The organism is Pontibacter sp. YIM B11418 (genome assembly GCF_059278805.1).
In genome coordinates, this window is sequence record NZ_JCAEMH010000004.1 from 192,388 (window position 1) to 215,623 (window position 23,236).

18 protein-coding genes are annotated in these 23,236 nt (G+C 50.4%); 11 read left to right on the top strand and 7 right to left on the bottom strand.

Features of this window, described 5'->3' with window-relative positions; translation table 11 throughout:
• Nucleotides 1-4: 4 nt before the first annotated feature.
• From uxaC to xylE, 9 genes are all read left to right on the top strand, one after another.
• A complete protein-coding gene (gene uxaC / locus AC4QZR_RS11300) occupies nt 5-1,438 on the top strand; it encodes a glucuronate isomerase (protein WP_494481016.1) in 1,434 nt (477 codons plus the stop codon).
• Nucleotides 1,439-1,444: 6 nt separating this feature from the next.
• Complete coding sequence (locus tag AC4QZR_RS11305) at nt 1,445-2,464, top strand: PfkB family carbohydrate kinase (RefSeq protein ID WP_494481017.1); 1,020 nt, start codon at nt 1,445-1,447, stop codon at nt 2,462-2,464.
• A complete protein-coding gene (locus AC4QZR_RS11310; protein ID WP_494481018.1) occupies nt 2,454-3,119 on the top strand; it encodes a bifunctional 4-hydroxy-2-oxoglutarate aldolase/2-dehydro-3-deoxy-phosphogluconate aldolase in 666 nt (221 codons plus the stop codon). Before AC4QZR_RS11305 ends, AC4QZR_RS11310 begins: the two co-directional genes overlap by 11 nt.
• Complete coding sequence (locus AC4QZR_RS11315; RefSeq protein ID WP_494481257.1) at nt 3,119-4,180, top strand: TRAP transporter substrate-binding protein; 1,062 nt, start codon at nt 3,119-3,121, stop codon at nt 4,178-4,180. The genes AC4QZR_RS11310 and AC4QZR_RS11315 overlap by 1 nt, the downstream gene beginning before the upstream one ends.
• A 12-nt stretch (nt 4,181-4,192) precedes the next feature.
• Nucleotides 4,193-4,687, top strand: a complete 495-nt coding sequence (locus AC4QZR_RS11320; protein WP_494481019.1) for a TRAP transporter small permease — start codon at nt 4,193-4,195, stop codon at nt 4,685-4,687.
• 27 nt (nt 4,688-4,714) lie between these two features.
• A complete protein-coding gene (locus AC4QZR_RS11325) occupies nt 4,715-6,013 on the top strand; it encodes a TRAP transporter large permease (RefSeq protein ID WP_494481020.1) in 1,299 nt (432 codons plus the stop codon).
• Between the two features lie 94 nt (nt 6,014-6,107).
• Nucleotides 6,108-7,592, top strand: coding sequence for a xylulokinase (locus AC4QZR_RS11330; RefSeq protein WP_494481021.1), 1,485 nt, complete (start codon nt 6,108-6,110; stop codon nt 7,590-7,592).
• 32 nt (nt 7,593-7,624) lie between these two features.
• On the top strand, nt 7,625-8,956 hold the full coding sequence (xylA, locus tag AC4QZR_RS11335; RefSeq protein ID WP_494481022.1) for a xylose isomerase: 1,332 nt from the start codon (nt 7,625-7,627) through the stop codon (nt 8,954-8,956).
• Nucleotides 8,957-8,996: 40 nt separating this feature from the next.
• Entirely contained in the window at nt 8,997-10,451 is a 1,455-nt protein-coding gene (xylE, locus tag AC4QZR_RS11340; RefSeq protein WP_494481023.1) for a D-xylose transporter XylE, read from the top strand.
• A 50-nt stretch (nt 10,452-10,501) separates the two neighbouring features.
• Here the strand turns inward: xylE and AC4QZR_RS11345 are convergent, their stop codons facing one another.
• Nucleotides 10,502-10,642, bottom strand: coding sequence for a hypothetical protein (locus AC4QZR_RS11345; protein ID WP_494481024.1), 141 nt, complete (start codon nt 10,640-10,642; stop codon nt 10,502-10,504).
• 11 nt (nt 10,643-10,653) lie between these two features.
• The gene (locus AC4QZR_RS11350; protein WP_494481025.1) at nt 10,654-10,887 is read right to left on the bottom strand and encodes a hypothetical protein; all 234 of its coding nucleotides are present in this window, start codon (nt 10,885-10,887) and stop codon (nt 10,654-10,656) included.
• A 401-nt stretch (nt 10,888-11,288) separates the two neighbouring features.
• On the opposite strand from AC4QZR_RS11350, the gene AC4QZR_RS11355 reads away from it, so the two are divergent.
• Nucleotides 11,289-13,697 (top strand): SGBP N-terminal domain-containing protein, encoded by a 2,409-nt coding sequence (locus AC4QZR_RS11355; RefSeq protein WP_494481026.1) that lies wholly within the window; start codon nt 11,289-11,291, stop codon nt 13,695-13,697.
• Between the two features lie 7 nt (nt 13,698-13,704).
• Nucleotides 13,705-15,276, top strand: a complete 1,572-nt coding sequence (locus AC4QZR_RS11360; protein ID WP_494481027.1) for a Kelch repeat-containing protein — start codon at nt 13,705-13,707, stop codon at nt 15,274-15,276.
• A 450-nt stretch (nt 15,277-15,726) separates the two neighbouring features.
• Here AC4QZR_RS11360 and AC4QZR_RS11365 read toward each other — a convergent pair whose 3' ends face one another.
• From AC4QZR_RS11365 to AC4QZR_RS11385, 5 genes are all read right to left on the bottom strand, one after another.
• A complete protein-coding gene (locus AC4QZR_RS11365; RefSeq protein WP_494481028.1) occupies nt 15,727-16,323 on the bottom strand; it encodes a mobile mystery protein B in 597 nt (198 codons plus the stop codon).
• Nucleotides 16,314-16,775 (bottom strand): mobile mystery protein A, encoded by a 462-nt coding sequence (locus tag AC4QZR_RS11370; protein WP_220627772.1) that lies wholly within the window; start codon nt 16,773-16,775, stop codon nt 16,314-16,316. Before AC4QZR_RS11370 ends, AC4QZR_RS11365 begins: the two co-directional genes overlap by 10 nt.
• Nucleotides 16,776-17,204: 429 nt before the next feature.
• Nucleotides 17,205-17,339: an Arm DNA-binding domain-containing protein gene (locus AC4QZR_RS11375; RefSeq protein ID WP_494481029.1), complete on the bottom strand. Its 135-nt coding sequence runs from the start codon at nt 17,337-17,339 to the stop codon at nt 17,205-17,207.
• Between the two features lie 609 nt (nt 17,340-17,948).
• Nucleotides 17,949-19,406: a RagB/SusD family nutrient uptake outer membrane protein gene (locus AC4QZR_RS11380; RefSeq protein WP_494481030.1), complete on the bottom strand. Its 1,458-nt coding sequence runs from the start codon at nt 19,404-19,406 to the stop codon at nt 17,949-17,951.
• Between the two features lie 55 nt (nt 19,407-19,461).
• On the bottom strand, nt 19,462-22,587 hold the full coding sequence (locus AC4QZR_RS11385) for a SusC/RagA family TonB-linked outer membrane protein (protein ID WP_494481031.1): 3,126 nt from the start codon (nt 22,585-22,587) through the stop codon (nt 19,462-19,464).
• Nucleotides 22,588-23,236: the final 649 nt, after the last annotated feature.

Sequence of the window (23,236 nt, forward strand, 5' to 3'; positions counted from 1 at the left end):
ACCCATGAGAAACACAGTTACAGACACTTACACCATTACGCCTTTTTTGGATGAGAACTTTCTGTTGCAGACAGAGACGGCGCGAAGACTATACCACGAGCATGCTAAAAACATGCCCATCATCGACTACCATTGCCACCTGTCGCCGCAGGACATTGCCAACGACCGCAAGTTCAAGAATCTGACCCAGATCTGGCTCGAAGGCGACCATTACAAGTGGCGTGCGATGCGCACCAACGGCGTGCCGGAACGCTTCTGCACCGGCGATGCCGACGATTATGCCAAGTTTGAAAAGTGGGCCGAAACCGTGCCTTACACCATGCGCAACCCACTTTACCACTGGACGCACATGGAGCTCAAGCGCCCGTTCGGCATCGACACCATACTCAAGCCGGAGACAGCCCGCGAGATTTACGATGCCTGCACCGACATGCTGCAGACAGACGAATACAGCGTGCGTGGCATTCTCAAAAAGATGAACGTAGAGATCATCTGCACCACCGACGACCCGATTGATACGCTGGAACATCACCAGAAGATTAAGGCCGACAACTTTGGCATTCAGGTACTGCCGGCTTTCCGCGCCGATAAAGTACTGGCCATTGACGATGAGGTCGTGTTCCTACCCTATCTGCAGAAACTGGCTGAGGCCTCAGGTATAGCCATCGACAACTACCAGGGATTACTGGACGCCCTGCAGCAGCGCCACGATTTCTTTCATGAGAATGGCTGCCGCCTTTCAGACCACGGTTTGGAATCGATGTATGCCGAGAACTATACCGAGCAGGAAGTAAAAGCCATTTTTGAGAAGGCGCTGCAAAAGCAGCCGCTCACGAAAGAGGAGGTGCTCAAGTTTAAGTCGGCCATGCTGATGCAACTGGCCCTGATGGACCACGCCAAAAACTGGACGCAGCAGTTCCACCTCGGAGCGCTGCGCAACAACAACACCCGCATGATGCGCGAACTCGGGCCGGATACCGGCTTCGACTCGATCGGTGACTTTGACGTGGCGCGTCCGCTGGCCAGGTTCATGGACAAGCTGGACAACTCGAACCAACTGGCCAAGACGATCCTCTACAACCTGAACCCGAGCCAGAACGAGCTATACGCTACCATGATCGGTAACTTCAACGACGGCAGCACGCCGGGCAAGATCCAGTACGGTTCGGCCTGGTGGTTCCTCGATCAGAAAGACGGTATGGAGCGCCAACTGAACGCCTTGAGCAACATGGGTCTGCTGAGCCGCTTTGTAGGAATGCTCACCGACTCGCGCAGTTTCCTTTCTTACCCGCGCCACGAGTACTTCAGAAGAATCCTGTGCAACATGATCGGCAACGACGTGGAAAACGGTGAGCTTCCGGCCAGCGAAATGGCCTGGTTAGGCCAGATGGTGGAAGACATTTGCTACAACAACGCCAAGTCATATTTTAACTTCTAAACAGCTATGGGCAAGGTACTTTCTTTTGGCGAGTTGCTCCTCCGGATATGCCCTGACGAGGAGGGACAGTGGCTACGCGAGAACAACCTACCGTTCTATGTAGGCGGCGCAGAAGCCAATGTGGCAACGGCGCTGGCCCTTTGGGGTATACCTTCTACTTACCTGACCGCCCTACCTGACAACTTTGTGGCGGAGCAGTTAGTCGGCTACCTCAACAAACGCCAGGTGCAGACGGATCACACGGTGTACCAGGGCAACCGGGTTGGCCTGTACTTCCTGCCAAAAGGAAAAGACCTGAAAAACACCGGTGTGATCTATGACCGGGCCGGATCGGCTTATGCTGATCTGAAGCCGGGCATCATCGACTGGGATAAAGTATTTGAAGGCGTAAGCTGGTTTCATTTCAGCGCGATCTGTCCCGCTATCAACCAATCCGTTGCTGATGTATGCGAAGAAGCCCTGAAAGTAGCGGTGCAAAAGAATATTACCATCTCGCTGGACTTGAATTACCGCGCCAAGCTCTGGCAATATGGCAAAGACCCGGTGGAGGTAATGCCTGCCCTGGCACAGTACTGTGACCTGATCATGGGCAACATCTGGGCAGCCAATAAAATGTTGGGTATACCGCTGGATGAGGGCCTGATCGCAAACCTCGACAAAGAAAGCCTGCAGCAGCATGCTGTATTAACTTCAAAGGCTATTCTGGAAAAATTCCCGAAATGTCGCACGGTTGCCAACACCTTTCGATTTGATTATCAGCAGGGCATTCGGTACTTTACTACGCTGTTGGAAGCGGGTAGTCTTTATACCTCGCATGAATACCAGGTAGAGCAGATTCTGGATAAGGTGGGAAGTGGCGATTGTTTTATGGCAGGTCTGATCTATGGTTTCTACCACCAGCTCCCCTCTACTGAAACATTGGAGTTTGCCACAGCCGCTGCCTTCAAGAAATTATTCATCCCGAGTGATGCCACCACCAGCACGGTTGCAGAGATAAACGATACCATTTCAGCTTATGCAAACTAAAGAAAGCGCCCTAAACGCCATTCTGGAACAGGGCATACTGCCCTTGTTCTTCTACGAAAACCCCAAGGTGAGCCTGGAGGTTGTGAAGACGCTGTATCAGGCTGGCATCCGAACGCTGGAGTACACCAACAGAGGCCCTGCAGCACTCGAAAACTTCCGATTCCTTAAAAAAGAACTCTCCGAACTATACCCTGACCTGCACCTGGGCATCGGCACGATCAAAACCACCGATCAGGCTGAAGCCTTCATAGAGGCGGGAGCAGACTACATTGTGTGCCCGATCATAAACCCTGCCGTGGGCGACCTGACACACGAAGCCGGCCTGCTCTGGATACCGGGTTGCTTTACCCCAACCGAAATACACACTGCCCAGCAGCACCAGGCAGCGCTTATCAAAATATTTCCGGCCAATGTGCTGGGGCCGGGCTATGTATCGTCCATCAAAGAGCTTTTTGCTGGTCAGCTTTTCATGCCAACAGGAGGCGTTGAGATCGACCAGGACAACATCAACACCTGGTTTAAGTCCGGCGTTTGTGCAGTAGGTATGGGCTCAAAAATGATCAGCAAGGACATCCTTGAAAACAGAGACTATGCCAAGCTGGATGAACTGACGAGAAAGGCAACCGAGATCGTGAAAACTGTAAGAAGGAAATGATGCAAAATCTAAACCTATACCTCATCTCCCGCTTCGCTTACAGGTATAAGCGCTCTGCAATATGTACCTCTCTCCTTGCCATCCTGCTGGTTACCAACTCCTGCCAGAAAATAAGCCAGACAACTGAAGTTAAGCTCGCCCATACCCTTGAAGTAACACACCCTGTGCACAAGGCCATGGTCTATATGGCTGATCGGGTCAAAGAGAAATCCGGTGGCAGGATGACAGTCGACATCTACCCGGGCTCGCAACTCGGCAGTGAACGCGAAAGCATCGAGCTCCTGCAGATCGGCAGCATCGGCATGACCAAGGTGTCGGCAGCCGTGATGGAAAGCTTCTCCCCAAATTTCAAAGCCCTTAGCCTGCCTTACGTCTTCCGCGACAAGACACACTACTACGATGTGCTGGACGGCAGCATTGGCGACGATCTGCTCAAAGGAGGAGAAAAATACTGGCTACGTGGCCTCTGCTTTTACGATGCCGGCAGCCGCAGCTTCTACAGCACAAAGAAACCTATCGACTCTCCAGCCGACCTGCGTGGTATGACGATCCGGGTACAGGCCAGCAATACCGCTTTTAGCATGATCAAGAGTTTCGGTGGAGCTGCCTCCCCAGTATCCTGGGGGGAACTTTATACGGCCTTGCAGCAAGGCGTGGTAGACGGAGCTGAGAACAACCCGCCTAGTTTCTTCTTGTCGCGCCACTACGAAGTAAGCAAATTCTACTCCCTGAACGAGCACACCATGATCCCGGACATTCTGCTGATCAGCACGGTGGTGTGGGAAAGCCTCACACCACAGGAGCAGCAGTGGCTGCAGGAGGCTGCCGACGAATCGGCGCAGGTACAGCGTGAACTGTGGGAAGAAGCTGAAATAGAAGCCCTCCAGGCAATAAGAGATGCCGGCGTAACGGTGAGCACACCGGATAAGGCACCTTTTGCCAAGCTGGTGGAGCCCATGTATGAGAGCTTCAAAAATGAACCCGAGGTATACAGCCTGATCCAGCGCATCCGCCAGACGGGCAACCAAAAAGAGGCAATCGTAGTCGTACCAAAACCCTAAAAACCAGCACCAATGAAAATCAGAGAAAAAATAGATAAAGCGTTATTCTGGTTACTTGTCGGGCTGATGAGTTTGATGGTACTGAACGTACTCTGGCAGGTAGCTTCCAGGTATATCATGAAGTCACCCAGCTCCTATACAGACGAGTTGGCCCGTTTCATCCTGATTTGGGTTGGTTTGCTGGGCGCCAGTTACGTGGCTGGCAAAAAGATGCACCTGGCCATCGACATACTTCCCTCTAAAATGCATGGCAAGAAAGCACGCAACCTGAGCATTTTCACAAATTTGGTCGTAGCAACATTCGCCTTTTTAGTGCTGGTGTGGGGCGGCATCAAGCTTGTTTATATTACCCTGAAGCTGGAGCAAACATCGGCAGCCCTCAATATTCCGCTGGGTTATGTGTACACTGTGCTCCCGCTCAGTGGACTGCTGATCATCTACTACAGTCTGGTGAATATGCGTCAGCAAGGCGCAGAGCCAGAAGAAATCGGGAAAGAATTGGCCTAGCAACAAACACATTTATAAAAGGAGCTTATGGAATTTATTGAAATCATCGTACTGATTGTCAGCTTTCTCTTCCTTCTGATCATCGGCGTACCCATTGCCTTTTCTATCGGTATCTCCGCGCTGCTTACCATGCTGGTCAGCATTGCGCCCGTACCGGCCTTCACAACACTGGCCCAGCGCCTGGCTACCGGCCTGGACAGCTTCGCACTACTGGCTATACCTTTCTTCATTCTGGCCGGTCAGCTCATGAACCGGGGCGGCATAGCCACACGCCTGATTGATTTTGCCAAAAGCATGGTCGGCACGCTGCCTGGCGGACTTGCGTACGTGAATATTGTGGCAAACATGCTGTTTGGCGCCATTTCAGGGTCAGCGGTAGCGGCGGCCTCGGCCATTGGCGGCATCATGAACCCGCGCATGGTGAAGGAGGGCTACTCCAGATCCTTTAGCGCCGCTGTGAACATCACCTCGGCCACAACAGGCATGATCATTCCTCCAAGCAATATCCTGATCGTGTATTCCCTGGCAAGCGGTGGCGTATCAATTGCCGCCTTGTTTGTGGCAGGCTATGTGCCGGGTTTGTTGTTGGGTATGTCACTGATTGGTATGGCTGGCTTTATGGCTTACAAAAACAAATACCCGGTAGGCGATCGCATTCCGCTAAGCGTGGTTTTCAGAAAGTTTATCGATGCTCTGCCAAGCCTATTCCTACTCTTTATTGTGATTGGGGGCATCATAGCGGGTATTTTCACGGCTACGGAGGCCTCGGCGATAGCGGTGCTCTACACGGTGGTGCTGTCGATGGTAGTATACCGCGAGGTGAAAGTAGCCGACCTGCCAGAAATCCTGATCACGACCGTGATCACCACAGCCATTGTGATGCTGCTCATCGGCACCTCGATGGGTATGTCCTGGGTGATGTCGTTTGAAAATATTCCGCAGGCAGTAAGCGATGCGTTGCTCTCCATCAGCGACAACAAGATCGTCATCCTGATCATCATCAACCTGATCCTTTTGTTTGTGGGCATCTTCATGGACATGACACCAGCTGTGCTCATTTTTACGCCGATCTTCCTCCCAGTTGTGACGGCCATGGGTGTGCATCCTGTGCATTTCGGCATCCTGATGGTATTCAACCTCTGCATTGGCCTTTGTACTCCTCCTGTAGGTTCTGTGCTCTTTGTGGGCTGCGGAGTGGCTAATATCAGTATCAGCAAAGTAATTAAACCACTGGTTCCGCTTTTTGTAGCTATGCTGGTGGCCTTATTGCTGGTGACCTACATCCCTGCGCTTAGCCTCTGGTTGCCGGAAGCATTCGGCCTATAGTGCCTGACTAAATGATTGATGGGCTGTTTTGCATAAGTCAGCGTAGTTACATCGTCATCCTATTAATCACCTTTAAGCAGTTTAAAACTATTTTATGCTCCTATTAGGTATAGACGTAGGCACTTCTTCGATCAAGGTTTCTGTGGTGGATGCCCAGACACAGGAGTGCCTGGCATCGGCCCAGCACCCGGAAGATGAGTCGGACATCCTGGCCCCGAAAGCCGGCTGGGCTGAACAAGCACCGGATATGTGGTGGGAACACGCTAAAGCCGCTATCCTGAAGGTGAATGCAACAAACAGGTATAACCCCAAGGATATCGGCGCGATAGGTATAGCCTACCAGATGCACGGCCTCGTGGTGGTAAACGAAGCACAGCAGGCTCTTCGCAACGCCATCATCTGGTGCGACAGCCGTGCTGTGGAGATTGGCAACAAGGCATTCAAGACAATCGGCGAAGAACGAAGCCTATCCAGACTGCTCAATTCACCGGGCAACTTCACGGCCTCCAAACTGGCCTGGGTGAAGGCCAACGAGCCGGAACTGTACTACAACATCGACAAAATCATGCTGCCGGGCGACTTCGTGGCCATGCGACTCACCGGCGAAGTTACGACCAGTGTCTCAGCTTTGTCAGAAGGGGTATTCTGGGACTTCTTGGAAAACAGCCTTTCCACCGATGTGCTCGGTTACTATAATTTCGACAGCAGGCTTATACCTGCCATTCATCCTGTTTTTTCAGAACACGGCAGCGTGCAGCAACACATAGCCAATGAACTTGGCCTGAAAGCAGGTATACCGGTGACCTACAAGTCAGGTGACCAGCCGAACAATGCCCTATCGCTGAATGTGTTGCAGCCCGGCGAGGTGGCCGCTACGGCTGGCACATCGGGTGTAATCTATGGCGTGAGCGACAAGCTACTCTACGATCCGCAGTCCCGGGTGAACACCTTTGCCCACGTCAACTACACCGACTCCCAGAAAAGGTTGGGTATGCTGCTATGCATCAACGGCACGGGTAGTCTGAACCGCTGGATGAAAAATATGGCCGGGCCAGGTATAAGCTATGCCGATATGAATGAAATGGCCGCGGCTATACCTGTCGGCAGCAACGGCCTGAGGGTGATTCCTTTCGGGAATGGAGCAGAGCGGATGCTTAACAACAAGATCGTAGGCACACACTTCCACAGCATTGATTTAAATCTCCACACAAAAGCCCATATGTTCCGGGCGGTGCAGGAAGGTATAGCCTTTGCTTTCCGTTACGGACTGGATATTATGCGCGAGAACGGCATGAACCCAAGCATCATCCGGGCAGGGCAGGCAAACCTCTTCCTAAGCGATTCCTTTACTCAGGCTTTTGTGAACGCTACCCATGTACCTGTAGAGCTGTACCTGAACGATGGCAGTATAGGTGCTGCCCTGGGTGCTGGCATTGGGGTGAAAGCATTCGCCTCCGAGAAAGAGGCCTTCACCAATAGTAAAAGTCTGCGGATTGTGGAGCCCAAAGCGGTCAACCAGTATGAGCCGGTGTACCAGGAATGGAAAGCCCTGCTCGAAAAACACCTGAACGACGCATAATCTTAATTGCAAATAAGCTAACCCCATACCTTATGGCAAACCATACCTTACCCCAAACCGAATATTTCAAAGGCATCGACAAGATCAAATTCGAAGGACTGGAGTCGGACAACCCACTGGCCTACCGCTGGTACGACGAGAACCGCGTGGTGGCGGGCAAAACGTTGAAAGAGCACATGTGTTTCGCGGTGGCCTACTGGCACTCTTTCAACGCGGATGGCTCCGACCCTTTTGGCGGACCTACACTCAGGTTTGCGTGGAACAAGCAGGACGACGTGATTGGCAGAGCCAAAGACAAAATGGACGCCGCTTTTGAGTTCATCACCAAGCTGGGGCTGCCTTACTACTGTTTCCATGATGTGGATGTGGTGGACTATGGCAACGACATTCTGGAGAACGAGCACCGTCTGCAGACCATGGTGGAATATGCCCAGCAGAAGCAGCAGGAGACAGGTATCAAGCTCCTGTGGGGCACGGCCAACGTCTTCTCGCACAGCCGCTACATGAATGGTGCCTCCACCAACCCCGATTTCCATGTGCTCACGCATGCGGCCGCGCAGGTGAAAGCCGCTTTGGACGCTACCATTGCCCTGAACGGCGAGAACTACGTGTTCTGGGGTGGCCGCGAAGGCTACATGACCCTGCTCAACACGGACATGAAGCGCGAGCAGGAGCACTTTGCCCGCTTCCTGCACACGGCCAAGGACTATGCCCGCAGCCAGGGCTTCAAAGGCACTTTCTTCATCGAGCCGAAACCGATGGAGCCGACCAAGCACCAGTACGACTACGACGCCGCCACGGTGATCGGCTTCCTGCACCAGTACGACCTGTTGGGCGATTTTAAACTGAACATCGAAGTGAACCACGCGACGCTGGCCGGTCATACCTTCCAGCACGAGCTGCAGGTAGCTGCCGATGCCGGTATGCTGGGCTCTATCGACGCCAACCGCGGCGACTACCAGAACGGCTGGGACACGGATCAGTTCCCGAACAACATCAACGAACTGACAGAGGCTATGCTGGTGTTCCTGGAGGCTGGTGGTCTGAAAGGCGGTGGCATCAACTTCGACGCCAAGATCCGCAGAAATTCTACTGATCCAGCCGACCTGTTCTACGCTCACATCGGGGGTGCCGATACCTTCGCCCGCGCCCTGATCACGGCCGACAACATCCTGCAAAACTCCGACTACAGGAAGATCCGGAAAGAGCGCTACGCCTCCTTTGACAGCGGCAAAGGCCAGGAATACGAAGCAGGCAAGCTGACGCTGGAAGAGCTGCGCGACTACGCCATTGTGCACGGGGAGCCCGAAGTGAGAAGCGGCCGCCAGGAGTACCTGGAGAACCTGATCAACCGCTTTATCTAAAAAGCTGGGAGCTAAACATCAACCCCTTACTCACTTCCTTATGATAAAGAACGAAACAGCGGCGGCGGAGCAGAACCTCCCCTACATCGCCGGCATCACGTTAATTGCCACCCTGGGCGGTCTCCTCTTTGGCTACGATACGGCCGTGATATCAGGGGCCGAGAAATCAGTACAGCAGTACCTGATCACGAGCCAGGGACTGAGCACCTGGGTACACGGGGCGACTATTTCCAGCGCCTTGATTGGGTGTATCATCGGAGGTGCCATTTCAGGGTTCTTCTCTTCTGGCATCGGCAGAAAAAAGACACTGATCCTGGCGGCAGTCCTGTTTTTTCTCTCGGCGCTGGGCTCTGCCTATCCTGAGTTTTTGTTCTTTAACCAGGGCGAGCCGACCATGGGTCTGTTGTACATGTTCAACTTCTACCGCATCATCGGCGGCATAGGCGTTGGACTGGCTTCTGCGGTTTGCCCCGTATACATCGGGGAGATTGCGCCGGCTAACCTGCGCGGCCGCCTGGTGTCACTCAACCAGTTTGCCATCATCTTCGGGATGCTGGTGGTCTACTTTGTCAACTGGGGCATTGCCAGCGGACAGTCGCCCGAGTGGCTCAACGAAGTGGGCTGGCGCAGGATGTTTTTATCAGAGGCTATACCTGCCGGCTTGTTTGGGGTGTTGCTCTTTTTCGTGCCCGAGTCGCCGCGCTACCTGAGCATGGCAGGCCGGGACAGCGAGGCCCTGCAGATCCTGACAAAAGTAAACGGCCCCTCACGCGCCAGCCTTATTCTGGCAGAGATCAAAAATACGGTGGAGCACCATTCCGGCAAACTCTTGTCATATGGCAAAACGGTGATTGTAATCGGGATTCTGCTTTCGGTTTTCCAGCAGTTTGTGGGCATTAACGTGGCGCTGTACTATGCCCCGAGGATCTTCGAAAGCATGGGCGCCGGCAAGGATGCCTCGATGTTGCAAACCGTGGTGATGGGTGTGATAAACGTGATCTTCACCGTAGTGGCTATACTTACCGTAGACAAATGGGGCAGAAAACCTTTGCTGATGGTGGGTTCGGTCGGGATGGCCATTGGTATGTTCGCCATTGCGGGGCTCTCCTATTTCGAGGTGATCGGTATCAGTACGCTCGTGTTCATCATCCTCTACACGGCATCCTTTATGATGTCGTGGGGACCAATTTGCTGGGTGCTTATCTCCGAGATTTTCCCGAACAGGATCCGGGGCAAAGCCGTGGCCGTGGCTGTTGCGGCGCAGTGGGCGGCCAACTACTTTATCTCCTCTACCTACCCTTCCATGATGGAGTTCAGCGGGGCTTTCACCTACGGCTTTTATGGGGTGATGAGCGTGCTGTCGCTGCTGTTTGTCTGGAAGATGGTGCCGGAGACGAAGAACAAGTCGCTGGAGGAAATGGAGACCTTGTGGACCGGCGGGGCTGCACTCGCCCAGCATAAGGCACCACCAATTGCCGCTAAAACCAAGGCATAGAAAACTACCTGGTCTGCCTCTGCCAGAACTGGCAAATCATTATAATGGAGTCAGAAAGCAGGAGTCTGTGGGTCATGGGGGCCTGTCTTCTGGCAAGAGATAAAATATTGTCCATACACGGCCTCGTTCTTGTCCTTTTCCAGGAACGTCACGTGGTGGTACCAGGTGATTTGTGCAAGGAACGCTTGCACAAATCTGTCTTCTATCGTTGCCGGGAGCGCCAAACCGGTTTGTGCAGGCGGCGCTTGCACGAAGTCAGGCCATGCATCTGCGAAGGCGCGCAAGTACTTGAGTCCAGCACAAGGTCAAGGTATACTTCTTCCACATACTTTCTGATTTTAACATACTTTATCCCGGGTGCCTGTGCAAGCGCCTCCAGGGAGGGCATCCAAGCCTCTTCATCATAGAACAGATCCCTTTCCAGTATGTCCTTCAAAAGAACATGAGGGGCTTTCCATTCTCTGTCAGCCTAATTGCCTTATCCTTCATCGAACTGATATTCAGCAGCATATTCTTAGTTTACATACTGTTTTCATTCACGTACCTAAACTTTTACATTTAATTTGATTTCAAAGTAGTCCCGAGACTTTATAGCCTCCTACAGAAATTACAGTGACCGTGACACATGCAACAGCGGAGTTTTTCCAGTGACTGCGAGCACTGTTCCTTCTATATGCTTTTCAGATCAAATAGTGAAGATCTCCTAAGTCAAGGTGACCTTCTTTATAAATCAAAGACTGCAACCGTTGTGAATACCTTCCGTACCAGATAAATATTTTGATATCTTTATATAGAAATTACAGCAAATTTGCTCTTAATCCTCATCGTTCCTGAGCCATGCGCCGGATTTATACGTTTTTAATGCCTCTTCTACTGCTTTCATGCCCAGTCGCCGCCCAAAAGGTGGAATGGGTCAAAGTCTTTCCGAAGAACGGCTATGACAGTCAGGTTACTGTAAAAACGGACCTTGACGGAAACATCTATCTGGTCAACACACATCCGTCAAACAGTAACTCCGGGTCTATCACCAAAATGAATTCCGATGGGGTCATCCTATGGGATATCAATTTTAGCTATCCTGCCGGGCAAAGTGACCAGGTCATAAATTTCACGCTGGATCCATCCGGAAATTTTTACGGTATCCTCATTTTTGCGGGCACTAATGGCTTCGATCTAAAAGCAATGAACGGCACTTTCCCTATTGGAAAGACTCCCGAGGGCACGCCCTCCAACAGTTATGCTACAAATGTACTGACCTTCAAAATAAGTAAGGATGGGGAATACAATTGGTCCACAGTGTATAATACCTATAACTATCACATACACACCGCTGAATTAAGATTCGATCCCCACACCAACACCCTTTACCACGTCGGCGCTTACGCCCTTTTTCTGAATTCTGACAAAACGGCGTTGAACACCCTTGCCACCCGCGACAGGGACCTGGTGCCTACTGTTTTCTTCTGTGCCTTGGATGCAGAAACCGGAGAGGAGCAAGTACTAAAAAACTTATACATTGGCGGTGCTGGCACGCTTGTTCCGCTGAGTGACCGTCTTTCCTATTTTCAATCTGCCACCACAACCCCTTATTGGCAGCACCTGAATCACCAGGGAGAACCCCTCAAGCATAAATCCTTTGCAACTGATATGCACGGCAGCACGCACCTGAGCGAACCCTTCCTGATCCAGGCGGGGCATTCAAGTTATCGTGATCCTGTCCGGGGATCTTATGACACCCACAATAAAATCAGGATAACGGATCTCTATGGAGATGTTGTTAGAGAGAAAGAATTCTTCTATTGGAATGAGCTTTACCAGCAAAAATACAGAGTGTTTGGAAACTTTGATATTCAGCGCATCCATGAAAACGCCCTGTTGGCCCTGATCTCGGGGCCACCGGCCAATTTTGACACAGATAAAGCACCCTTCGATGGGGAAATGCTAACGGAACGTGACTTTCGTTTCCTTTTGCTTGACAGTGAATTGAATATCACCAAAAAGCTTCCAGCCTCTTCAAGTAACAGCTTATCCAATTCCTCCCTGCTGTACAGCAAAAAGGACAAGGCGCTTTACTTATTACTGGAATCACGGGTCAAAAACAGTTTTAAGGTCGGCGGTACGATCCTTGACATTCCCCCGAATAGGAATTATGTATTGGTAAAGCTCACCATCGATGAACTGATGGCAGCGCAGAACCACGCCAATGTGCTGAGCTTCCTTGTAGATGGGCAGATTTCATCAGCCGGTATTAATCATGAAAACAAGGTAGTGACTGCTTTTGTTGGCCCTGGATCGAACTTAGCGCGTCTCAACCCCAAACTATATGTGTCCGAAGGTGCCAGCCTTAAAGCGCCCTTGAGTCTATCTGCCAATTTTAATCACCCTCAGAAAGTGACAGTGATCAGTCATTCAGGCAAGGAGCAGCAGTGGACACTACAGGTTAAAAAGACTTTTGGCACCGAAAACGCGATCGAGCTTGTTGAATTCCCGGGGCAGCTCCATGTGCTGATTGACAGCCTCCATAAAAGAGTAGATGTTCTTGTCGCAAATGACGTAGATCCGGGTAATCTAAGGTTATCCGATTTCAAGGCATCAGACTTTGCTACCGTTTCGCCTGACCCACTTCAAATAAGCGACTTTTCACAGCCCCGGCAATTGCTCATTACGGCAGAGAACGGAGAAAAAAGTAACTGGAGCCTTCATGTCAGCAGAAAGCTGCGCGGTGAGAACAGCATTCTGGATATCAGCCTGAAGGACCAGCTCGGCCCCAGCAGGATCAACGATATTGACAGAGTCATTGCGGTGAGCTTAGCCCAGTCTGCAGACTGGCACCAAACGATAGAACACCTGGTCTTGTCACCCGGAGCGAAGATTCTCAGTCCTCCCGGTCATGCGCACGACTTCTCCACGGATGCAAAGCTAACGGTCGAGGCAGAGGATGGTAAGCAAGCCGTTTGGAGCGTTAAAGCCCAGAAAGTTGCTGCTCCCAGCCTGCGTGAAGCAGTACAGGTTTATCCGGCACCAGCTGACGATGCCTTAACAATCGATTTGCTGTTTTTAGAAAAATCCCCCGCCATCTTAGAGCTGATTGCAACTGATGGCCGCATGCTGTTTCGCAGATCAATACGACCGGAGGACAGCTCCAGGAATACATTCGACATAAGTCCCATAAAACCAGGACTCTACATTTTACGACTGACTCATGCCAATCAGATGCATGCGCAAAAGATCATCATTCAACGCTGATACTCTGATGTACTACATCCGCATAATTATACCTGTCTTGACTTTTTTGCTCCTCGCCGCATGCCAAAAGGAAGCAGACATACTCCCCGTCAAAACACAGGTGTCAGTGACACTGGAAAAAGCAGAAATGCTGCACATCGCTGATTTAGCCCTGGAAGCCAAAATGGAGACCACTTCTGATCAGGAGATCAGGTACGGCTTCATCATTTCAGAGTTCGAGACACCGACATTGGAAAGAGGAAAGGTGATAGAGGTTGGGACTGCCAGAGAATCCATCTCTTACTCCTATGTTTATTCCAGCCCTGATACCGGCAAAACTTACCACATCAGGGCTTTTTCACAGTTAAAGAATCATACGGTTTATTCGCAGACCCAGGCCTTCAAACCCGTGACGCCTGCCATTACGGGGGTATCTTCCACGCAAATCAGCAACCTTTCCCCACTAACTATCTCAACAAACCTAAAGGACCTAAACCCGGACCAGCACCTCGCCATTTACCTCGACCAATACCCCCTTCAGGTAGGTGCTCGCTATAAGAGTCCTGCCGGAAGCGTTTTCCAGGCAGAACTGCCCCAAGACCTGCTGGCTGGCAGCTACACGTTATCCATTCAGATTGATGATGTTCTGATAACCTATAAAGAGAAAATCACTTTGTTGCCAGGAAAGTGGGTCAGAGTGCTAGACCTTCCTTTCAATAATTGGCATTCCACTACAACTTTCGCGTATGGTGACTGGGTGTACGCCCTTCAGTTCAAATCCGGTAAAACTGAGTTTTTCAAACAAAACTACAAGACAGGTCATAAGGTTAATCTGACCCCATTCGGTCCCCAGTGGTTCTTGAAAAGCCCTGCTATCGTAGTGAAGCATCCACACGTTCACTTTCTGGGAGGGGAAGAATTCAATGGAAATCTTTCAGGCGAAACGACCGCCAAGCACCTGGTTTATAATATCCTGAATGACAGCTGGAGCCAAGAAGGTGACATTCCTGCTGCGGCGAGAGTCAGTGCAGTGTCAGGGGTCTTTGAAGACAAGCTGTATTTTGGCCTGGGCCACGATCTTCCCCCAAGCTGGTCAATTGGTGCCCTGAAACTTAAGAACGACTTGTGGTCCTATGATCTGCGGACAAAGCAGTGGAAGCAACTTGCTGATTTTCCGCAGTTCGGCAGAAGTGGCTGTGCAAGCTTTATGGTGGGACCACAGCTGCACATTGTTGGGGGAAACGAACGGAACCGCACCAACAAAGAGAACTGGGCCTACGATGTCCGTTCAAACAGCTGGACAAGAAAATCAGACTATCCCGGCAATGGCTACACCGGCTTCACAGGTTTTTCAGTAGATGGCGTAGGATACGTAGGACTCGGGGAAATAGGGGTTTTTGCGACGATAGATACCCGTGAGTTGTACAGAACTTTTTTCAGGTATGACCCACTGGCAGATAGCTGGAGCAGCGTGTCGAAGTTCAACGGGAATGTGCCTATCAATAAATACGCAACCGCTGACAGAAACCTGGGCTTGCTGATAGGTACTGATGGATTATACTCAAGTAAGTCGCTCCCTGTTTACACATTTATACCCTAGAACAGGGGTGCCTGACTCCGCAACCAGTATAAGCAATAAGGGCATAAACTTGCTGATCTTCCTGAAAGACACCCTTACAACTTTTAGCGGCTGCTCCGATCAGAGTTGAACTGCCGGGATATCTCTTCTCCACCTACCAGGGCCATGAAGATGTAAATGAACTGCTGGTGGCTAAGCCGCGGCAGACGAAACGGCTGTTGCAAGGACTTGAACCCAAGTCACAACACATTTATTATCAGTTACTTATAACTCTAAAATTCAGCAGTCACCCGAATTTGCCTCCTCCTGAGGATTCTAGTGTTTTCTTTAATCAAATCTACTGCTTTATTTCACAAACATCAAGCTGAGAAAGTAAAAGTTAATTACCCTACTTCCGGTATACAATCTTAGGGAAGAAAGAGCCCATGCCCAGTTACTATCTCCTGCTCCCAATACCTTCCCGCATAAGGCTCAGCTTTTCGCAAACTGAAGCAGCGGCGCTATATCGCCTTTATCGCCGGCTCGAATGGCGGCAATGTAGGCTTTGCGCGTAGCATCCGCCTTCACCATGTTGGATCTGTTCCATGTGAAGGCATCTTCACCAAAGATGGACTCCATGATGATGTCTGCCATGATGCGTGAATGCCGCCCGTTCCCGTTTGGGAAACAGTGGATATTGACCAGCCGGTGCTTGAAGCGGATCGCTATCTCGTCTTGGGGATACGTTTTATTATTGATCCAATAGGCGGTGTCGTCTAGCAGGTACCTGAGCTCCATACCTATTGTAACCCAAGCCACCCCAATGTTTTTCTCAGATCTCCTGAACTCACCTGCCCACTTCCAGACATCGTCAAACATGCGTTTGTGCAGCGTTCTGATAAACTTCTCAGTCAATATGGCATCCTTCTTAAACCTGGTGTTCATGGTCCAGGCGATTGCCTTTTCAATGTTTAGCTGTTCGAATTCGTCCAGTTCCCCGTGTGAGGTGATCGTTTTGAGTAGCAGTCCTTCTTTCTCTTCTTCATCTAAAGGAGTCTGGCCATCCAGGTAGGCATATTCTAATCCCATAACGTGCCCTTCATTTCACGTTTAAGTTCTTCAGCTAGCTCTTCGATTGCCTGCCGGATCCGGTCATCGCTATTTCCCTGGTTCTCCAGCTTCATGTGCTGACTTGTTCTTAGGACGATCTTTCTGGCTAGTTGCTGTGCTCGTTGATCGACCAACTTCTCCATTGACCCTTGCTTAGGCACAAAGCCGTACACGAGCTGCATGTCAAGCGCTTCAGCTACCTGCTTCAACACGTTTAGGGAGACGGTACCTGTAGCTTCTCTTTCCTCTATCTTTTTGATGCCTTGCTTTGTCTTGCCCAGCTTATGACCTAACTGCTCTAAAGTCATGTTAAGTGCGACCCGAATAGCGTGAATCCAACCTTGTTCCGGGACTGGAGTCTTAGTCAAAACCTTTAAAGGAGCAATTTTTCGATCCAATTGCTCCAGCAGTAATTTCTTTTTATTTCGCATAAACACCTTAATTAATCAACATATTTGTTTACTGTTACTTGATGAAGGTAAATATATTAGTTTACTTTTCTTGAATAAAGTAAATATATTGGTTTACACATACCGTGCTATAGTAAACATAAAAGTATACTATTATTTTTAATAAGTAAACATATTAGTTGATTTGTTGACAATTTCAGTCAACCTACACGTTGATTATACAGAATAACGCTGCGAGAATGTGTGCAAAGAAATATCAAGAAAACGTGAAGACATATAGAGCTTGAGGTTATTGCATGGTTAGTGGTATAACACTATGAAAATTCCGCTTCTCACAGCTTAGAATTAAAAAATATAGTAGGTCCGCAGGCTTTCAAGCAGCTTCCGGTGGTGATCATAAGCCTTTGCCCGCAAGGTGTCCAGGTAGGCGTTCACGCTCCGGGCCTCGGCCTACCATCGTTCGGGCGAGATGTAGCGTTGGGTGCTCAGCTCCAGCCGCCTACCCTGCAGCGTAACGCGCAGGTAGATCGGCAAAAGGTTGTCGGCTTTCCTGCCGTAGAACAGGATACTGATCTTAGTGTCCATACAACTCCTCCTTTTATACTTGAATTTAACAATCAACCGAAGGCTGCACAAGATGTAAAAACACAGTACATCTTGCTTACAGCCAGCTGGTTGCACATCAATTCGGGTGCCCGAATTGGCTGCCTCAGAAAGGAGAGAAAATGTAAAATTCAGGTAGGGCTAAAAACAAATAAGCCCTTAAATCGCTAATTTAAGGGCTTATTTGCTAACTAATAGGGTACTCAATGGTGATGAAGGTTCCTTAGTCGCATTCAAAAGCGTGACAGGCTCATGAAAGGTGCCGCCTATCTCTTTGCTGTGTCAATGCCCACCCTTTCTACATCGCATGCGCCCACAATTCCATCGCTCCAACTCAGAAATCTTCCTATGCCAGTAAACACCATGCGCGCAAACAGGCTGAGACGCTTCACCCAGGAGGAAAAACCTGGCGGCTTTCGAAAGTCAGGGGTCTCTGAGTTTATTTTATCACGCCACCCTTCTGACCTTTCTAACACCCCATTTTGATATTTCAGATACAAATACAAGATTGCCCGCTGCTTAAAGTCCTGAACGAGGCACATCTTCCGTCCGAAGCAACTTTAACGAAAGATTCTTTTACCGCCGCCTAGGCTATGGATTTTGAACCAGGTTAGGATTCAGTATGATCTCCTCTTCCGGAATAAAGAACACGACCCGTGGATGTGTATAAGGTATTTCCTGGGTTGTTTGCCCGGAAGGCAGGTGTGTTCCTGGGTAGTTGCGAACCATCGTGCGATTATTGCGGAACACATCAAACTTTCGATGCGCTTCCCAAGCCAGCTCCAGTCGGCGCTCATCCAGGACTACGTCCAACACACTGGTATAGCCCATCATGTTAGAAGGGGAGAAAAGGGCATCGCCTGATAAGCCAGCCCGTTGCCTGATCAGGTTTACATCCTCCAACGCAGCAGCCTGGTTCCCCAGCTTGGCATTGGCCTCCGCGCGGTTGAGGTACATTTCTGCCAGACGCAGGTATACCGGAGAGCTCAACGTAACCACACCCTCCTGATAAGAATATTTTGTAATGAAGTACTTCTCATAACTGTTTCTTGCGGCCAGCAATGGTTTGCCATCGGCTCCTGTTCTGATCGAGCCATCTGCATTTCTCAGGTATACCGGCACAATAAACTCTCTGCGCTTGTCATCAGGAAATTTATCAACCAGGTTACGGTAACTGGCTGAGGCATACATTTCACCGTACCCCATGCCATCGCTCAGATACATAGACCCAAGAGAAGCCCAGCCTCTGTCATCCTGTATGGTGTGCTTGATGGCGAAAATCGTCTCTTTGTTGCTTTCGCTGGCGAACGAGAAATACTTGGGTAGATCAGCCGTGCTTACCAAGGCATAGCGGTTGGAGTTGATCACCATGTTCGCATACTCAATCGCCTTCTCGTTATTTTCCATAAAGAGGTGCACCCTGGACAGAAGCGCATAGGCTACCTCTTTTGAGGCAAAGCTACTATTCTTGGTGCTGCCCATCAGTTGCGCCGCCTTCTCCAGGTCTCTGAGAATGAACTCATACGTCTGCTTTACTGTACTTCGGGGCGGCAGATCGTTTATATCGGTGTTGTCCCGAATCATGATTCCCAACGACGCCCCCTGATCCTGCGCGTAAGGGCGTCCGAAAACATTCACCAGGTCAAAGTGCACCATGGCTCGTAGAAAGTAGCTCTCGCCCAGTATCTGGTCGAGTTCCGAGGACTGCCCCTCCTTTAGCTTCTCAATCACCACGTTTGTTCCGTATATTGCCTGGTAAGCCTTCCGGAAGAAGTTTGTGGTAATGGACATCGAGGTGAGGTGCTGGTAATTGTAGGCGTAGAATAAAGGATCCGTAGTAGTGCCGCTCAACGCCACGTTGTCACTGGCATATTCAGTCAGCATGTGATAATTGCGGGTATAATAGCTGTCTTTCAGATAACTGTAGTTTCCGATAGTAGCAGCTTTGAGTCCTTCAGGCGTATTGGTTGTCTGATCAAACGTAAGCCCATCGTAAGGCTTAACTTCCAGATCATCGGAGCAGCCGGCAAGCACCAGGGTGCTAAGCATAGCTGGGAAAATATATTTTCTAAAACTAAGTTTCATGGCTGATTGGGTTTAAGGGTTAAAAGTCAACGTTAACGCCGATCATGAGCTTCCTGCTGATGGGATATCTTGTGACAGAGGAGCCGGTGGTCAAATCCACTTCCGGGTCCATACCTGAGAAATTGGTCAATGTCCACAAGTTGTCACCGCTGGCAAACACCCGCACCCCTTCTGCCTTCAACTTAGAAGCAAAGGCGGCCGGCAGATTATAGGATAGGGTGATGTTGCGCAGACGCAGGTAGCTGCCATCCTCCAGGTAACGCGACGAGACTTTGTTAGAGGCCAGGTTGCCGTTCAAGACCGCTTTCGGATGCGTGGCCATGTCGCCCTCTTTCTCCCAGCGGCTCCAGCCGTCCTGCAACACCATCGTGTTGTAGGTTGGGTAAGCTCCGTCTGCATCGAACAGCTCCCGGTTGTAGTTGTATACCTTGTTACCGTATACAAAATTAAAGAAAGCAGACAGGGTGAAGTTTTTATAGGCAAAGGTGTTGCGGAAACCTCCGGAAAATTTAGGTACAGCCGTACCGGTGTATACCCGTGTGGCGCTGTTATAAGAAGTCGTCACGGTGTCTTTCGCGAAGTTGCCTTCCGCATCATACTTTCTCAGTAACCACAGCGGAGCCCCCGTAGCCGGATCCACGCCTTTCCAGTCTCTCATGTACCAGGAGCCAATCGGCTGCCCTACCTCAATGCGCTGGTTGCCCTGTTCTATGGGCTGCCCACCATACAACTCCAAAACCTTGTTGCGGTTAAAAGACAGGTTGAAGTCTGTTTCCCAGGTAAAGTCCCCTGTCAGGTTCTGCGTGCTTAATTCTATATCAATCCCTTTGTTTCTAACGGAGCCGATGTTCTGCGTCTGCCAGTAGAAGCCCGTGGCAGAGGACAGCGGCACATCCTGCAGGATAGCCTTGTTGGTCCTGTTGTAGAAGTCCACGGTGAGATTCACCCGGCTATACAAACCTACCTCCAGGCCGACATCAAAGGTGTGCGCCTTTTCCCAGGTCAGGTTCGGGTTCACCAGGCGGCGCGGAAAACCACCGGGCTGGTTGGCATACTGCACATTAAACTGATAGAGATCCAGTGCTGCAAAGTCGCCGATGTTGGCATTACCAGTCACACCGTAGCTGCTTCGCACCTTGAAGAGGTGGATCGTACTGGCAAGATCCTGAAAGAAATCCTCGTTGGAAAGAGACCAGGCGCCGCCAATGGAGTAGAAATCGCCAAAGCGCTTGTCCTGACCGAAGCGGGAAGAGCCGTCTCTCCTATAGGACACCGTGGCAAAGTACCTGCCGTCGTAATCGTAGTCCACATTCAGGAAGCCGGACATGAACTTACTTTCTGACTTGTAACCCCCAATTGTGACAGGCTTGGCGACAGCATCCAGCACCTCCAGTCCGGGAAAAATGCCTTGTCCTGTCGCATTCATGCCATCGTTGAAGTTAGCCTGATACTCAGCGCCCAGTATTCCCCTCACATTATGCTGGCCAAACTGCTTGCTTGTAGTCAGGAGGTTGGAGGTCAGGAAGCTATTGTTATAGCTATACGTATTGCTCAGGGAGCCATTCACAGACTTGCCGCCGGGTGTACGCGAATCGTTGTTGGACTCAGCGCGTGAATTGCCCACACTGTACCTGTTGGTCGTAGAAAACGAGAGCCAGTCTGTTATCCTATATTCCAGCTTCAGGTCCCCATCCAGCGATTGGCCTCTGCGTTTGTTGTAATTATACTGGCTTGTGTACAGGAAATTACTTCTGTCACGGCCGTACCACTCACTCGTGCTGGCATCCACATACCGGATTGTACCGTCCTCGTTGTAGGGACTGTCCCAGGGCATGTTGATGAATGATTGGTAGATGGCACCAGATGGATCATTGTTTCTGGTTGAAAACTGCGTGTTGACTCTTGCCGTGACTGTTACATCCGGGTTGATGTCGTGGGTGATGTTTGCTCTGAAGTTGGTCTGTTCATAACTTGTATTCACGACCGTACCTTCTTCCTGGAAGTAGTTTCCACTAAGGTAGAAACGGGTCTTTTCCGAGCCGCCTGACACGGAGAGCTGATGGTTGTTGGTAATGCCGGTTCTGAAAGCTTCATCCAGCCAGTCTGTGTTTCCCGGTTGGGCAGGCAGAACACCTTTTACATAATCTCCATAGGTCGCCGGGAAGCTCTTGGAGGACAGGTAAGCATTTATTTCTGCCTCTGTTGGGTTAGGTGTTGTTTTGCTGAGCGTCGCAATGTGATTATTCCGCTTGCCGGTATAGTCGTTTTGGTACATCCGGCTGGTGTAGTCAAACAGCTGCTGCCCGTCCATCACCTCAAAATTACCGGTCGTGCGGCGGCTCACACCTGTGGTGCCGTTATAAGACACCCGCGTTTTACCGGCCTTACCCCGCTTCGTGGTAATTACAATCACACCGTTGGCAGCCCTGGAGCCGTATAGGCCTGTAGCAGCAGCATCCTTCAACACAGTGATCGATTCAATGTCTGTTGGATTGGCAGTTCCGCCAATGATGCCATCCACCACATACAGCGGCTCCGCCCCGGCAGAAATGGAACCTGTCCCCCGGATGCGCACGGTTGGCGCCTCGCCGGGCTGGCCGCTGGCACTCGACACCACCACACCGGAAGCTTTTCCCTGTAACATCGTAGCTGTATTGTTACTGGTCACATCCCGTAACTTCTCCCCACTCACCACTGATACCGAGCTTACCAGTTCTGACTGTGACCTGCTCGAGTAGCCTACCACGACAACTTCATCAAGACTTTTGGCATCTGTCGCCATGGTCACATTGATCGTCGTTTGACTACCCACAGGCACCTCCTTCGCCTGATAACCTATATAAGAGAAGACCAGCACATCAGATGGAGCGGCTGTGATGGTGTAGTCACCTTCTGCATTGGTCGTCGTGCCGGTGGTTGAGTTCTTCACGACCACCGTCAGGCCAATAAGCGGCTGATTCCTATCATCCACTACTTTGCCACGTATTGCCTGCTTGCTTTGCGCAAATAAGGGGTTTAAGGCAAGCAGAAAGCATAGTATACTTGCCAGGAGTGGCAGCGGCTGGAGAAGCTTACCAGTCCTTCGACTTAGCAGGTGGAGCATTCTGTTAAGAAAAGCTCCATCATTTCTGTAGTTTTCAATCATACTTTTTGAGCTTAGTGGTTCCAGGTTAGATTGTCAAAATATAATAGTGTGTGCGATAACGCATGATTTAATTTAAGAATAATAATATTCTATCCTCTACCCTTAGCTCCGAAATCACAACGCAAACGTTTGCAAAAGACCCAGCCTTTGATTTTTTAAAATCATTGTTTAACCATACATTGCCAAGCGCCTGCCTGTACCTCCTTTAAAGCCATGCGCTTGATCCCACCTTACCCTATTCTACCACGCTACAGGCAGACAGCATAGCTTGGCCGGGGGATGAGGACGCAAACGAAGAGGCGCATTGTGAAAGCAAAAAGCTGCTCAGGAGCAGCTTCAGACAGCACCACGGTATTTGAAACAGGCATTCGGGTGGTGGCAGCAGCGAAAAGCAGGAACTCTCCCAAGAGGCAATACAGGATGCCTCTCAACTTCAGCTCCTCAGAAATTACTCAAACGTTTGCGTAAAACTTTTCACCCTATGCTTCACCGGGTGAAATGAGGCAATTCATTAAAAAAAGCCGCTGGTTAAAGCATATAGACCAGGGGAAGGTGAACCAACAAGAAAGGCCTGTGGATAGAAGTAATTAAGTTCCTGCTTAGGCAACAGCTGCAAGCATTTACATAACCTGTTATCGCACACGCATAA

Coding starts and splice junctions, on each gene's coding strand:
- uxaC (WP_494481016.1), top strand. CDS start 5: ATGAGAAACACAGTTACAGACACTTACACCATTACGCCTTTTTTGGAT.
- AC4QZR_RS11305 (WP_494481017.1), top strand. CDS start 1,445: ATGGGCAAGGTACTTTCTTTTGGCGAGTTGCTCCTCCGGATATGCCCT.
- AC4QZR_RS11310 (WP_494481018.1), top strand. CDS start 2,454: ATGCAAACTAAAGAAAGCGCCCTAAACGCCATTCTGGAACAGGGCATA.
- AC4QZR_RS11315 (WP_494481257.1), top strand. CDS start 3,119: ATGCAAAATCTAAACCTATACCTCATCTCCCGCTTCGCTTACAGGTAT.
- AC4QZR_RS11320 (WP_494481019.1), top strand. CDS start 4,193: ATGAAAATCAGAGAAAAAATAGATAAAGCGTTATTCTGGTTACTTGTC.
- AC4QZR_RS11325 (WP_494481020.1), top strand. CDS start 4,715: ATGGAATTTATTGAAATCATCGTACTGATTGTCAGCTTTCTCTTCCTT.
- AC4QZR_RS11330 (WP_494481021.1), top strand. CDS start 6,108: ATGCTCCTATTAGGTATAGACGTAGGCACTTCTTCGATCAAGGTTTCT.
- xylA (WP_494481022.1), top strand. CDS start 7,625: ATGGCAAACCATACCTTACCCCAAACCGAATATTTCAAAGGCATCGAC.
- xylE (WP_494481023.1), top strand. CDS start 8,997: ATGATAAAGAACGAAACAGCGGCGGCGGAGCAGAACCTCCCCTACATC.
- AC4QZR_RS11355 (WP_494481026.1), top strand. CDS start 11,289: ATGCGCCGGATTTATACGTTTTTAATGCCTCTTCTACTGCTTTCATGC.
- AC4QZR_RS11360 (WP_494481027.1), top strand. CDS start 13,705: ATGTACTACATCCGCATAATTATACCTGTCTTGACTTTTTTGCTCCTC.
- AC4QZR_RS11365 (WP_494481028.1), bottom strand. CDS start 16,323: ATGGGATTAGAATATGCCTACCTGGATGGCCAGACTCCTTTAGATGAA.
- AC4QZR_RS11370 (WP_220627772.1), bottom strand. CDS start 16,775: ATGCGAAATAAAAAGAAATTACTGCTGGAGCAATTGGATCGAAAAATT.
- AC4QZR_RS11375 (WP_494481029.1), bottom strand. CDS start 17,339: ATGGACACTAAGATCAGTATCCTGTTCTACGGCAGGAAAGCCGACAAC.
- AC4QZR_RS11380 (WP_494481030.1), bottom strand. CDS start 19,406: ATGCTTAGCACCCTGGTGCTTGCCGGCTGCTCCGATGATCTGGAAGTT.
- AC4QZR_RS11385 (WP_494481031.1), bottom strand. CDS start 22,587: ATGATTGAAAACTACAGAAATGATGGAGCTTTTCTTAACAGAATGCTC.